Consider the following 12,493-nt stretch of genomic DNA (forward strand, 5'->3'; position numbering starts at 1 on the left):
TAACCGGCAGAAAAAAGCCTCCGTCAGGGAGGCTTCCGGCCGCCAACGGCTCGATCAGAGATCGAAGTCGTAATCGGCCAGCTGTTTTTGCAAGCGTCGCTCTTCCAGAAGATTGTCGATAGTGCGGCGTTTGCTTAAATTGGTCTTGGCCACCTCTGCCACAGGTGCCTCTACCACATCGTCATCCGACTCAACGAGGTCGTCTTCCACTTCCAGTTGTTCGTTGCCAGCGCTCATAAGGTCAACTCCAGGCTAAGACTGCCGTTGGGGCTCCTTATAGCGATAATCCGCGAATGGGTAAAAAAGATTTTTTCAATCGCCTGATCACAAAAAGCAATGATCGCTCAATCGTCGGAGGTCTTGTCCTTGTATTCGCACAAGTCTTCGATACGGCAGCTGCCGCAGCGCGGCTTGCGGGCCTGGCAAACGTAGCGTCCGTGCAGGATCAGCCAATGGTGGGAGTCGAGCAAATAGGGCTTGGGCACGAACTTCATCAATTGCTTTTCCACCTCAACCACATTCTTGCCCCGTGCAATGCCGGTTCGGTTGCTGACGCGGAAAATGTGCGTGTCCACCGCCATGGTCAACTGCCGAAACGCCGTATTGAGCACCACGTTCGCCGTTTTGCGGCCCACGCCTGGCAAGGCTTCGAGGGCTTCGCGGGTTTGTGGCACCTCACCCCCATGCAGCTCCAACAACAGGCGGCACGTTTCGATCACATTCTTGGCCTTGCTGTTATACAGGCCGATGGTTTTGATGTATTCGGACAAGCCTTCCACACCCAGGGCGTAAATCGCGGCGGGTGTATTGGCCACGGGGTACAACTTCGCCGTGGCCTTGTTAACGCCTACGTCTGTGGATTGAGCCGATAGGATCACCGCAATCAGTAATTCGAACGGTGAGGAGTAGGCCAGTTCGGTTTTCGGTTCCGGATTGTCTTCGTGAAACCTGCGGAAGATTTCCAGGCGTTTTGCGGCATTCATAGGGACAGGCGTTTCCTTGCAGGCGGTCGGCGTGATGTTAGCAATACACAGCGCACTGGGTCAGCCGTTGGCCTCGGCATCTTGCAGCGTTTGCTCGGCGGCATTCAATGCGGCTTTCAAGGTTGCCAATTGATGCTCGTCGGCATGGTGATCCTGAGCCTTTTTCAACGCTGCACGGCGCATGGCCAGCTGGATTTTTGCGCGCTTGAACTCGGCGCTTTTAGTGGTCGTCTTTGGTGGCTGCGGTGAGCTGTTGGCCTCCAGTGCGGCAAGCGCCTGCTCGGATGCCTCGAACTGCCGCTGCAGCATAATCAATTGCGACTGTTGCTCAAAGGTCGGCGGATGCCCAAACGCTTTCAAGGATTTGTGCAACTGAGCGCGACTCATGGCGACGCTGCTTTTGGCCTGCTTGATCGCAGCGTCCTGAGCGGCCTGAGTGTTATCAACCGGTGCCACCTCCATCGGCGCTGTGCGCTTGGCTCGTGCCAGGCGTTCGGCGAGCTTGTAGGCTTCTTCACGTTGCAGGCGGGCGTTACGTTGCTCGAAGCGCCGCCGCGCCCGGTTGCGTTTGAGGTCGCGTACACGCCGTTCATCATCGTTGCTGGCCAAGTCACCGACGATAGGCAGAACGTCAGCAAGTGGGCGCATCTCGATACAGTCGACAGGGCAAGGCGCAACGCACAGGTCGCAACCGGTGCACTCGTCGACAATCACGGTGTGCATCAACTTGGCGGCACCCACAATGGCGTCCACCGGGCAGGCCTGGATGCATTTGGTACAGCCGATGCATTCGGCCTCGCGGATATAGGCGACTTGCGCAGGCGCATCTCCACGGCTGGTGTCCAGCTCCAGTACCGGCAGGCGCAGCAGTTGCGCGAGCCCGGCAATGGTTTCCTGCCCACCGGGCGGGCACTTGTTGATGGCTTCGCCTTTAGCGATGCCTTCTGCGTAGGGCTTGCAGCCCGGGTGCCCGCACTTGCCGCATTGAGTCTGCGGCAGCAGCGCGTCGATACGTTGAATGAGGTTCATGCTGTGATCATAGCGTTGATGCCCGGTCCAGGGAGGAGGGCAAGCTGAGAAGCCCCGCTGTAGCAACAGCGGGGCATTTTGCAGAGGTTACTTGATGCGTTGACCCGGCTTGGCACCGCTGTCCGGGCTCAGCAGGTAAATTTCTTCGCCGCCAGGGCCCGCAGCCATCACCATGCCTTCGGAAATGCCAAACTTCATTTTTCGTGGCTTGAGGTTGGCGATCATCATGGTCAGGCGACCATCGAGCTTGGACGGGTCCGGGTACGCGCTCTTGATGCCGGAGAACACGTTGCGCTGTTCGTCACCGATATCCAGGGTCAGGCGCAGCAGCTTGTCGGCGCCTTCCACGGCTTCGGCCTTGATGATCAGCGCCACGCGCAGGTCCACGGCGGCAAAGGCGTCGAAATCGATTTCCGGGGAAATCGGGTCCTTGGCCAGCTCGCCATTGCCCGCCGGCGCGGATTGGCCGGTATCGGTCTGGCTGGCCACCAGGTCTTCTTTCGAAGCATCGGTCATGGCCTGGACTTTCACCGGGTCAATCCGGGTCATCAAGGGCTTGAACGCGTTCAACTGATGATTACCGAGCAAGGTGGTGTGATCGTTCCAGCTCAACGGCGCCACGTTGAGGAACGCCTCGGCATCGGCGGCCAGCAATGGCAGCACCGGCTTGAGGAAGATCACCAACTGACGGAACAGGTTGACCCCGGTGGCGCAGATCGCCTGAACCTCAGCTTCCTTGCCTTCCTGCTTGTTCAGCGACCATGGCGCCTTGTCGGCGATCCAGGCGTTGGCGCGGTCGGCCAGGCCCATGATCTCGCGCATGGCGCGGGCAAAGTCGCGGGCTTCATAAGCGTCGGCGATGCTCGGCGCGGCGGCCAGGAACGCGTCGGTCAGTTCCGGTGCGGCGTTCTCGGCTACCAGTACACCGGCGTTGCCCTTGTGGATGAACCCGGCGCAACGGCTGGCGATGTTGACGACTTTACCTACAAGGTCCGAGTTGACCTTCTGTACGAAGTCTTCCAGGTTCAGGTCCAGGTCGTCCACACCACGGCCCAGCTTGGATGCGTAGTAATAGCGCAGGTATTCCGGCGACAGATGGTCCAGGTAGGTGCGCGCCTTGATAAAGGTGCCACGGGACTTGGACATTTTCTGGCCGTTGACCGTCAGGTAGCCGTGCACGGCGATGCCGGTCGGCTTGCGGTAGCCCGAGCCTTCAAGCATTGCCGGCCAGAACAGCGCGTGGAAGTTGACGATGTCCTTGCCGATGAAGTGGTACAGCTCGGCGGTGGAGTCCTTGCCCCAGAACGCGTCGAAGTCCAACTGCGGGGTGCGGTCGCACAGGTTCTTGAAGCTGGCCATGTAGCCGATCGGCGCGTCCAGCCATACATAGAAATACTTGCCTGGCTCGCCCGGAATCTCGAAGCCGAAGTACGGCGCGTCGCGGGAGATGTCCCACTGCTGCAGGCCACTGTCGAGCCATTCGGAGAGTTTGTTGGCCACGGCGTCCTGCAAGGTGCCGCTGCGCGTCCAGGTTTGCAGCATTTGCTGGAAATCCGGGAGCTTGAAGAAGAAGTGCTGCGAGTCCTTGAGCACCGGCGTGGCGCCGGAGATCGCTGACTTGGGATCCTTCAAGTCGGTCGGTGCGTAGGTCGCACCACATTTTTCGCAGTTGTCGCCGTACTGGTCTTCGGTGCCGCATTTCGGGCAGGTGCCCTTGATGAAACGGTCGGCCAGGAACATTTTCTTTTCCGGGTCGAAATACTGGGTCACCGAACGTTGGTCGATGTGCCCGGCTTCCTTCAACCGCAGGTAGATCTGGCTCGACAGCTCGCGGTTTTCGTCGGAGTGGGTCGAGTGAAAATTGTCGAAGTCCACCAGGAACTCGGCAAAGTCGGCGCTGTGTTCAGCCTGCACATTGGCGATCAGCTGTTCCGGGGTGATGCCTTCCTTTTCGGCGCGCAACATGATGGCCGAACCGTGGGCGTCGTCCGCGCAGACATAAATGCATTGATTGCCGCGATGCTTCTGGAAGCGCACCCACATATCGGTCTGGATGTACTCAAGCATATGGCCAAGATGGATCGAACCATTGGCATAGGGCAGGGCGCTGGTGACGAGGATCTTGCGTGGCTCGGACATGGGGCTCGGCTACTTGATGAAACGGAGGTCGGCCACTATAAAGCGCCGGGAAATTTATTTCACCCCGTGACGCTGTTTCAGAATCTTCCGTACTTTCGAAAGCATGCCGTTCGGCGGCTGGAACGGTTAGGATAGCCGCCTGTTTCAGTCAGTCTTTTTTTCGGGAGTAGCCCATGAGCGCCGTCAATCGCGCAGCGGTGGAAGCCGTTCTTCGCCAGTACACCGACCCCTATTTGAACCAGGACCCGGTCAGTGCCGGCTGTGTACGTGCCATCGAGGTCCAGGGCGACCAGGTGTCGGTGCAGTTGCAACTGGGTTATGCCGCGGGCCTGTTCAAAAGCGGTTGGGCGCAGATGCTGCAAATGGCTATCGAGGGCCTCGACGGTGTGGGTTCGGCCAAGGTCGACATCCAATGCGTGATCACGCCGCACAAGGCCCAGGCGCAGATCCCGGGTCTGGCCAACGTCAAGAATGTGGTGGCGGTGGCTTCCGGCAAGGGTGGCGTGGGTAAATCCACCACCGCGGCCAACCTGGCCCTGGCCTTGGCCCGGGAAGGGGCGCGCGTGGGCATTCTCGATGCCGATATCTACGGGCCGAGCCAGGGCGTGATGTTCGGCATCGCCGAAGGCACACGGCCGAAGGTCAAGGATCAGAAATGGTTTGTACCGATCGAGTCGCTGGGTGTGGAAGTGATGTCCATGGCGTTTCTCACCGATGACAACACGCCGATGGTCTGGCGCGGGCCAATGGTCTCCGGTGCGTTGCTGCAACTGGTCACACAAACAGCTTGGGGCGACCTCGACTACCTGGTGATCGACATGCCGCCAGGCACCGGCGACATCCAGTTGACCCTTGCGCAGAAAGTCCCGGTGGCCGGTGCAGTGATTGTCACCACGCCTCAGGACCTGGCGCTGCTCGATGCCAGGAAAGGTGTGGAGATGTTCCGCAAGGTCAACATCCCGGTGCTGGGCGTTGTGGAAAACATGGCGGTGCACATCTGTTCCAACTGCGGGCATGCCGAGCATTTGTTCGGTGAAGGTGGGGGAGAGAAGCTGGCTACTCAGTATGGCGTCGAACTGCTGGCATCGCTGCCATTGGCGATGGAGATTCGCGAGCAGGCCGATGGTGGCAAACCTACCGTCGCGGCAGAGGCCGATGGGCAGATCGCGATGATCTATCAGGAATTGGCCCGTCACGTCGGTGCGCGGATTGTTTTGCAGGAAGCGACGGCGCCGGCAATGCCGACCATTACCGTGAGCGACGATTGATTAGGCTTTAACGGTTACGCGAAAAGTCTGACGATCCGTGGTGCTCTCAGGTTTTTCGCGAGCGAGCTCGCTCCTACAGGTGGGGCGCCAAAAGGACTTGTTGCTACTTTGCGCAATGCACGTGTAAGCATTCGCTTACTTTTTCGTAAGTGTTTGGTTTTTTTAGCGGTTGCGTACGTCTTGAATCGACGAAGCTATTATCTATCTTTTTGAAAAATAACGATTATTTTCATGCTGGCGAGCGGCAAAGTTTGTCAGCCCGCCGTGGGGATCGCGTTGAACTTCCCTTGGAACGCTCTAACATCAGCCCTGTGTCCACGGATTGGCACAGCCATCAAGGAACGATGGTTTGAAGGAACGTCGCAGGATGCGATTCATCAGGATGATGAAAAGGAATACAGGGACTAGGGAAAAAATGTGGGCGGGTCATACCGCCCCTTTTTTTGCCTGTAGAAAAGTGAACGCAGCCCCGAACGCAAAAAAGGCCCTCAAGGGCCTTTTTTTGTTGGGCAGTGGCGCTTTAGCGCTCTAGTTGCTCAATCTTGTTGGGCTTGCCATCCCATTCGGCGGCGTCCGGCATCGGATCTTTGCGCTCAGTGATGTTTGGCCAGATGTCTGCCAACTCGACGTTCAACTGAATGAATTGCTCCATGCCCGCAGGCACTTCGTCCTCGGAGAAAATCGCGACGGCCGGGCATTCTGGTTCACACAGGGCGCAGTCGATGCACTCATCCGGGTGGATAACCAGGAAATTCGGGCCTTCGTAGAAGCAGTCCACCGGACAGACTTCTACGCAGTCGGTGTACTTGCACTTGATGCAGTTGTCGGTGACGACGAAGGTCATTTCTAATTTTCTCCTCAGGCGGCGGCAGCGAAACCCCTTGTGGTGGGGTTCGCGAGGTTTGAGAGCGATAGTCTGCGGACCAGGCTAAAAGCCCGCAGCATCCCAAACCGCGCGAGATTCTATCAGCTTGCAAGCGTCTGCGTTATATCCGAGTCTTCAGTGCATATAACATTTCGAGCGCTTTACGCGGCGTCAAGTCATCCAGATCAAGCTTTGCCAACTCATCCAGCACCGGATGGGGCAGGCTGGCGAACATATCGCTCTGATGCGGCGCGGCGGGTTTCTTGCTGGCTTTGGCCGGGCTGGCGACCACCGTTTCATGGGGCAGGGCCGTGGTTTCCAAGCGGCTGAGGTGTTCACGGGCGCGAGTAATCACCTCGCTCGGCACACCGGCCAACTGCGCCACGGCCAGGCCGTAGCTCTGGCTCGCCGGCCCTGGCAGCACATGGTGCAGAAACACGATGCGCTCGTTGTGCTCGGTGGCATTGAGATGCACGTTGGCCACCAGCGGCTCGCTTTCCGGCAACACCGTCAGCTCGAAGTAGTGCGTGGCGAACAGCGTGTACGCACGCAAATGCGCCAAACGTTCAGCCGCCGCCCAGGCCAGGGACAGGCCGTCGAAGGTGCTGGTGCCGCGGCCCACCTCGTCCATCAGCACCAGGCTGCGTTCGGTGGCGTTGTGCAGAATGTTGGCGGTTTCGCTCATTTCCACCATAAAGGTCGAACGGCCACCGGCCAGGTCATCGCTGGAGCCGATCCGCGTGAAAATGCGGTCCACCAGCGACAATTCGCAACTGGCTGCGGGTACGAAGCTGCCGATATGCGCCAACAACACGATCAACGCGGTCTGGCGCATGTAGGTGGATTTACCGCCCATGTTCGGACCGGTGATTACCAACATGCGGGTATCGTCGTCCAGCGACAGGTCGTTGGCGACGAACGGCGTGGTCAGCACCTGCTCCACCACCGGATGACGGCCTTGCACGATGCGCATGCACGGTTCGCTGACAAACCTTGGGCAGTTGAGGTCCAGGTTCAGCGCCCGTTCGGCGAGGTTGCTCAACACATCCAGCTCCGCCAGGGCGGCGGCGGTGTCTTGCAACGGCGCCAGGCGGCTGATCAAGTCCTCGAGCAAGGCTTCGTAGAGCATCTTTTCCCGCGCCAGGGCGCGGCTTTTGGCTGACAGCGCCTTGTCTTCGAACTCTTTGAGCTCTGGGGTGATAAAACGCTCGGCGCCTTTGAGGGTCTGGCGACGTTGATAGTCGATAGGCGCAGACTCCGCCTGCTTGCTCGGCAACTCGATAAAATAGCCATGCACGCGGTTGTAGCCGACTTTCAGGTTAGCCAGGCCGGTACGGGCTTTTTCGCGGGCTTCCAGGTCGATCAGGAACTGCCCGGCGTTTTCGCTCAGGGATTGCAGCTCATCCAGCTCACTGTCGTAGCCGGTTTTCAACACACCGCCGTCACGAATGATCGCCGGCGGGTTGTCGATGATGGCCTTTTCCAGCAACGCGGCGAGGTCCGGGTACGTGCCGGCCGTCACGGCCAGCTGTTGCAGGTGCGGCGTGTCCAGTTCGGTCATCGCCACTTGCAACTGAGGCAGGGCGCTCAAGGCATCACGCAGGCGCGCCAGGTCACGGGGCCGTGCATTGCGCAAACCGATCCGTGCCAGGATACGTTCGATATCGCCGATTTCTTTCAGTTGCGGCTGCAGCTTTTCAAAGCGATAGCCGTCGAGCAGGCAAGTAATAGAAGACTGGCGTGCTTGCAGCACGGTCAAGTCCCGCAGCGGACGGTTCAGCCAACGGGTCAGCAAACGGCTGCCCATGGCGGTCTGGCAACGGTCTACCACCGATTGCAGGGTGTTATCGCGGCCACCGGCCAGGTTGGTGTCCAGTTCCAGGTTGCGACGGCTGGCGCCATCAAGCACCACGGTATCGTCCAGACGCTCATGGCGCAGGCTGCGCAAGTGCGGCAGGGCGGTACGCTGGGTTTCCTTGGCGTAGCTGAGCAGGCAGCCGGCAGCGCCGATAGCCAGGGTCAGGGTTTCGCAACCAAAGCCTTTAAGGTCCTGCACCGAGAACTGCTGGCACAGACTTTTCAGTGCCGAATCACGTTCAAAATCCCACGGTGCACGACGTTTGGTTCCCCGACGCTTCTCGGCGGGCAAGTCCTTGGGCCAATCATCCGGGATCAACAACTCCACCGGATTGATACGCTCCAGCTCCGCCAGCAGGTTTTCCCAACCCTTGATCTCCAGCACGCTGAAGTTGCCGCTGGTGATATCCAGCACCGACAGGCCGAACAGACGCTCATCGCCCAACACCGCCGCAATCAGGTTATCGCGACGCTCATCCAGCAACGCCTCATCACTCACCGTGCCTGGGGTGATGATGCGCACCACCTGGCGCTCCACCGGCCCTTTGCTGGTGGCCGGGTCACCGATCTGCTCACAGATCACCACCGACTCGCCCAGCTTGACCAGCTTGACCAAGTAGCCTTCCAACGAGTGATAAGGAATCCCACACATCGGAATCGACTGCCCCGCCGACTGCCCACGAGCGGTCAGGGTGATGTCCAGCAGCTTGGCGGCCTTCTTCGCGTCTTCGTAGAAGATCTCGTAGAAGTCGCCCATGCGATAGAACATCAACTGATCAGGGTGCTGGTTTTTCAGGCGCCAGTACTGCTGCATCATCGGGGTGTGGGAGGACAGATCGGAAATTGGCTTATTCATCAGTGACTTAGAGCTTAATGTAAAAATCTGTGGGGCAAAAATGGGGCGTTACCTGAACGGTGAAAGCGTCAGTAAGTCATTTTTCGCTCAATTGATACAAGACTACCATGCGAGCGCAGTGATCTCATGCGGCGAGTGGAAGGTGACGTCATGGATGGCATTGTGGTATCAAGCTATCCTAAGGGACTAGAGGCCGTATCATGAAAACCAAATTTTCTAACCATTTTGCGAATGATGAACAGCGACGGGCAAAGTTGTGGGATGAATGTGTTTTTGTATTTGATACAAATGTCTATACCGGTGTTTATAAACGCTCCGATGATGCGCGAGATGCTTTTTATAAAGTAGTGAGGTCTCTTGGGGAACGGCTGTGGGCTCCGTATCAGGTGGTATATGAGTATTTAGACAATCGCGCAAAAATCACCCATGATCAATCCAAGCTCTATGCTGAGGCTATCGCTGATCTTCGTAATATTCTCAGTGGATTTGAAAGCCAAACAAAGCATCCTTTTTTATCTGTCGAGCTTCATGAGGAGTTTGTTGGCGTTGCAGAAAAGGCAATTGAGGAGCTGGAAGGGAAGAGGGTTTTTCATGAGGCGAGGATAAATGTCGATGATGTAAAAAATGAAATATCGTTATTGCTGGATGGTAAGGTTGGCGACAAATACTCCGTGGCTCAGCTGAAGGATATTATCAAAGAAGGCGAAGTTCGTTATGCAAATTTGGATGCTCCTGGTTTTCAGGATGTTGGTAAATTCAAGGGGTCTTTGATATTTGATCAGGTTTGTAAGCGGTATGGAGATTTAATTATCTGGAAGCAGGTCATTGATCACGCTAAGGCTGTGGGTAAGCCAGTGATACTCATAACAGAGGAACAGAAAGAAGACTGGTGGGAGAAAGCCGGCGGGCGTACGATTGGCCCTTTACCTGAATTAATTGAAGAGTTCAATATAGAAACCGGTCAGGATTTTTATCTTTATAGTTATCATAATTTTCTTGAGTACGCTAACAACTATCTTGATCAAGATACCTCAATTGCGGTAATTGAAGAGGTGCGAGAATCTTCATCGAACGTTGCCGATCCTCATGATTTCATGGATTTGTCTGATGAAGAAGTGTCATTGGTTAAAGCGAAAGATACCTTGATGGCTTCATTTGGTGAGAACGGTGTTTCTGATTGGGTTATTGCTCATGGTGAACATCGGCTAGATCTTAAAAAGCTGTATGATCTACGCGATTTAGTAATTAGTGAGCTAACTTATTTGCAAAGTCGGCACAGGCAGGATTCAGAGAGGATTCGAAAGCTCACGAGCCAGAGGGGCGGAGGGGATCTGAATGAAATTGTAAAATACAGAATGAGAATAAAAGAAAATATGTTACGGGTTGAGGCTCTAAAGCATCGTCGTGGGCAGCTTGATTTTGATATTCTAACTTTGAGTTCTGATGGATGATTTTGGGTTGGAGAGTTTGCACTCTCCTGTGTTTATGTTTTTCTATTTTTTAAATTGCCCATATGTTATTCAGCTCTGTCGCTGATTCACTGTCCATCCACTTTGCATAAACTTCCACTAACATCGTGTAGTCTTTATGTCCCATCTGCTTTGCGATGAACGCAAGGTTACCTCGAGCAGTCAGGCACCAGCAGGCATAGGTGTGGCGAGTCTGGTACGGCCGACGCGGTCGGATGCCTGAACGCTTCTGGACCGCTGCCCATTTGGTATTCCACGCAGTGGGGACATACCAGAAGTTTATGATCTTCTTGCGCGCCTGGGTGGATGGAGAGAGAAGTGGTGTAACCCTCTCTTTCCGGCTCTCGTGCCTATTCTGGAACACCTCAATAGAGCGAGCAGGATGATCGGCGACGAGCGACAACAATACCCTGCAGGCTTCGACCGCTGGCGGCATTAATAATACTGAGCGCGGCTTCCCGGTTTTTGGAACCTTGAACGTGCCGTTGGCTGTTATGGCGCGGGTAATATTGATCTGTCCTGCGTCCAGGTCGATGTCTTCCACAGCCAGCGCACATAACTCACCTGGTCGAAGCCCGGTATACACGGCCAACGTAATCGCAGCAGAGTCCTGGGGGTGAAGGCATCCCTTATCGACCAGCAGCCGAAACTCATCACGAGTAAGCGGATCCGGCTCTTGGCCTTGCATTGCGAACCGATTGCACGCTTCTGATAATCCGGTGCGGCAGTATCCATTGGTCTCGCACCAGCCCAGGAAACCGGCGAACGTTGCCAGGTAATGATTGACGGTCGACGGCGCTCGATCTGCAATCAGCAACGTCCTCAGCAACTGAATGTCTTCGGGCAACAAAACTCCGGCGAGACGATCAATTCCAACCAAGGCAGTGCAGATGTCCAAGGCATAGCCGTACTTCTCCTCGGTCATCGGCGTGATGTCGACAGCCTTCAACGGCTTGTACCGCTCCAGCAATGCCCCCAAGCCTTTCGTCCTTGGCACTGCTGTAGTTGGTCGCGTGCTTTGAATTAGGAAAGTGCCGCCCATACTCAAAGTGACCGGTTTTGATCTCGTGAAGAATTGCCGCCCTTAAGAGGGCGGCGTGTTTGATATTGGCTTTGGTGATCGGAAGGCCGAGGGATTCGCGGCAGCGTATACGCCGCCACATGAACACGACACGCAGGTTGCCGCCGTGTATCTCAATCCCCTTGTGCTTTGCCAGTTCGGTTTCTAGGCCGCTTCCGAGGTGCGCTCTCGGCGTCGTAACCGCTGAACAGCTCTATCTGGGGGCTCAGTTCTTCAATGAAGATCGCCATCCCTTCGTACTGCACGAATCGCCCGCACATACGCATCTCTCCGCCTGTCGAAATCCCCTACAGAAAAATTGACCGCAAGCGTCCTTCAAAGTTAACTGTACATTCGTACAGTATCTGTAAAAGGCCGCATCATGAGCTTCACCATTCTAGGTCCTATCGCTGAGGCGGGCGCAAAGCTGCCTATGTGCTCGTTCCAGGTTCCAGCCGGTTTTCCATCGCCGGCAGCGGATCATATTGAGCAGCACATCTCATTGGATGAGGTTCTGAATATCCGTGCACCGCATGTGTACCTGGTAGCAATCACCGGGGAAAGCATGCAAGGGATTGGTATCTTTGAAGGTGATCTCGCGGTGGTGGATCGTGCCATTGAGCCTGCTCATGGGCATGTGGTGGTGGCGCTGCTGAACAATGAGCCCGTCTGCAAGCGCCTATGTAAGCGCGGCCGGGAGGTGATCCTCCTATCAGAGAACCCTAAATATCCGGCGCGTTACGTTCTTGAAGGGGATGAGCTGTCAATCTGGGGTGTGATCACCAGCACAGTGCGCAGCCATGTCTAAGCAGGAACCGACCTTTGCGCTGATCGACTGCAACAGCTTCTATGCCAGTTGCGAGCGAGTTTTCCGGCCGGACCTGGCGAAGGTGCCCATCGTGGTGCTGAGCAACAACGATCTGAGGGGTGGAAATCGTTAGTAACTCCTGTACAGTCCGCGCCACCT

The 12,493-nt window shown here is 56.4% G+C and carries 11 protein-coding genes and 1 pseudogene; 4 read left to right on the forward strand and 8 right to left on the reverse strand.

The genetic code is table 11. The features are described from left to right. Positions 1-54: 54 nt before the first annotated feature. From AC4PS6_RS07380 to metG, 4 genes are all read right to left on the reverse strand, one after another. On the reverse strand, positions 55-237 hold the full coding sequence (locus AC4PS6_RS07380) for a PA3496 family putative envelope integrity protein (protein WP_014717144.1): 183 nt from the start codon (positions 235-237) through the stop codon (positions 55-57). A gap of 107 nt (positions 238-344) precedes the next feature. Beyond that, positions 345-983 carry an endonuclease III gene (nth, locus tag AC4PS6_RS07385; protein ID WP_003188989.1) on the reverse strand — a complete coding sequence of 213 codons (639 nt, stop codon included), beginning with the start codon at positions 981-983 and terminating at the stop codon, positions 345-347. 60 nt (positions 984-1,043) lie between these two features. Further along, positions 1,044-2,012, reverse strand: coding sequence for an electron transport complex subunit RsxB (gene rsxB / locus AC4PS6_RS07390; protein WP_019817697.1), 969 nt, complete (start codon positions 2,010-2,012; stop codon positions 1,044-1,046). 87 nt (positions 2,013-2,099) lie between these two features. Next, complete coding sequence (gene metG / locus AC4PS6_RS07395; protein WP_014717146.1) at positions 2,100-4,151, reverse strand: methionine--tRNA ligase; 2,052 nt, start codon at positions 4,149-4,151, stop codon at positions 2,100-2,102. A 173-nt stretch (positions 4,152-4,324) separates the two neighbouring features. Between metG and apbC the strand changes: the two genes are divergently transcribed. After that, complete coding sequence (gene apbC, locus AC4PS6_RS07400) at positions 4,325-5,419, forward strand: iron-sulfur cluster carrier protein ApbC (protein WP_014717147.1); 1,095 nt, start codon at positions 4,325-4,327, stop codon at positions 5,417-5,419. A gap of 520 nt (positions 5,420-5,939) precedes the next feature. On the opposite strand, the gene fdxA is transcribed toward apbC, so the two are convergent. Both fdxA and mutS read right to left on the reverse strand, forming a co-directional pair. Continuing rightward, the gene (gene fdxA / locus AC4PS6_RS07405; RefSeq protein ID WP_014717148.1) at positions 5,940-6,263 is read right to left on the reverse strand and encodes a ferredoxin FdxA; all 324 of its coding nucleotides are present in this window, start codon (positions 6,261-6,263) and stop codon (positions 5,940-5,942) included. A 142-nt stretch (positions 6,264-6,405) separates the two neighbouring features. Continuing rightward, a complete protein-coding gene (gene mutS / locus AC4PS6_RS07410) occupies positions 6,406-8,985 on the reverse strand; it encodes a DNA mismatch repair protein MutS (protein WP_336827144.1) in 2,580 nt (859 codons plus the stop codon). 212 nt (positions 8,986-9,197) lie between these two features. On the opposite strand from mutS, the gene AC4PS6_RS07415 reads away from it, so the two are divergent. Continuing rightward, the gene (locus AC4PS6_RS07415) at positions 9,198-10,448 is read left to right on the forward strand and encodes a PIN-like domain-containing protein (RefSeq protein ID WP_336827131.1); all 1,251 of its coding nucleotides are present in this window, start codon (positions 9,198-9,200) and stop codon (positions 10,446-10,448) included. 49 nt (positions 10,449-10,497) lie between these two features. Here the strand turns inward: AC4PS6_RS07415 and AC4PS6_RS07420 are convergent, their stop codons facing one another. Together AC4PS6_RS07420 and AC4PS6_RS07425 are read right to left on the reverse strand one after the other, a co-directional pair. Next, positions 10,498-11,445 (reverse strand): tyrosine-type recombinase/integrase, encoded by a 948-nt coding sequence (locus AC4PS6_RS07420; RefSeq protein ID WP_336827132.1) that lies wholly within the window; start codon positions 11,443-11,445, stop codon positions 10,498-10,500. Continuing rightward, positions 11,333-11,629 carry an Arm DNA-binding domain-containing protein gene (locus AC4PS6_RS07425; protein ID WP_336827133.1) on the reverse strand — a complete coding sequence of 99 codons (297 nt, stop codon included), beginning with the start codon at positions 11,627-11,629 and terminating at the stop codon, positions 11,333-11,335. Before AC4PS6_RS07425 ends, AC4PS6_RS07420 begins: the two co-directional genes overlap by 113 nt. A gap of 279 nt (positions 11,630-11,908) precedes the next feature. Here AC4PS6_RS07425 and AC4PS6_RS07430 point away from each other — a divergent pair, with 279 nt between their 5' ends. Further along, positions 11,909-12,334: a LexA family protein gene (locus tag AC4PS6_RS07430; RefSeq protein WP_023658794.1), complete on the forward strand. Its 426-nt coding sequence runs from the start codon at positions 11,909-11,911 to the stop codon at positions 12,332-12,334. Then, positions 12,327-12,446, forward strand: a pseudogene (locus AC4PS6_RS07435) (Y-family DNA polymerase); the annotation flags it as partial. The gene AC4PS6_RS07430 and the pseudogene AC4PS6_RS07435, both read left to right, overlap by 8 nt. Between the last annotated feature and the right edge of the window lie 47 nt (positions 12,447-12,493).

The organism is Pseudomonas sp. DW-iso17 (assembly GCF_058725345.1).

What these genes read in the sequence shown, in the direction of transcription:
- AC4PS6_RS07380 (WP_014717144.1), bottom strand. Translation starts at nt 237, where the DNA reads ATGAGCGCTGGCAACGAACAACTGGAAGTGGAAGACGACCTCGTTGAG.
- nth (WP_003188989.1), bottom strand. Translation starts at nt 983, where the DNA reads ATGAATGCCGCAAAACGCCTGGAAATCTTCCGCAGGTTTCACGAAGAC.
- rsxB (WP_019817697.1), bottom strand. Translation starts at nt 2,012, where the DNA reads ATGAACCTCATTCAACGTATCGACGCGCTGCTGCCGCAGACTCAATGC.
- metG (WP_014717146.1), bottom strand. Translation starts at nt 4,151, where the DNA reads ATGTCCGAGCCACGCAAGATCCTCGTCACCAGCGCCCTGCCCTATGCC.
- apbC (WP_014717147.1), top strand. Translation starts at nt 4,325, where the DNA reads ATGAGCGCCGTCAATCGCGCAGCGGTGGAAGCCGTTCTTCGCCAGTAC.
- fdxA (WP_014717148.1), bottom strand. Translation starts at nt 6,263, where the DNA reads ATGACCTTCGTCGTCACCGACAACTGCATCAAGTGCAAGTACACCGAC.
- AC4PS6_RS07415 (WP_336827131.1), top strand. Translation starts at nt 9,198, where the DNA reads ATGAAAACCAAATTTTCTAACCATTTTGCGAATGATGAACAGCGACGG.
- AC4PS6_RS07425 (WP_336827133.1), bottom strand. Translation starts at nt 11,629, where the DNA reads ATGTGGCGGCGTATACGCTGCCGCGAATCCCTCGGCCTTCCGATCACC.
- AC4PS6_RS07430 (WP_023658794.1), top strand. Translation starts at nt 11,909, where the DNA reads ATGAGCTTCACCATTCTAGGTCCTATCGCTGAGGCGGGCGCAAAGCTG.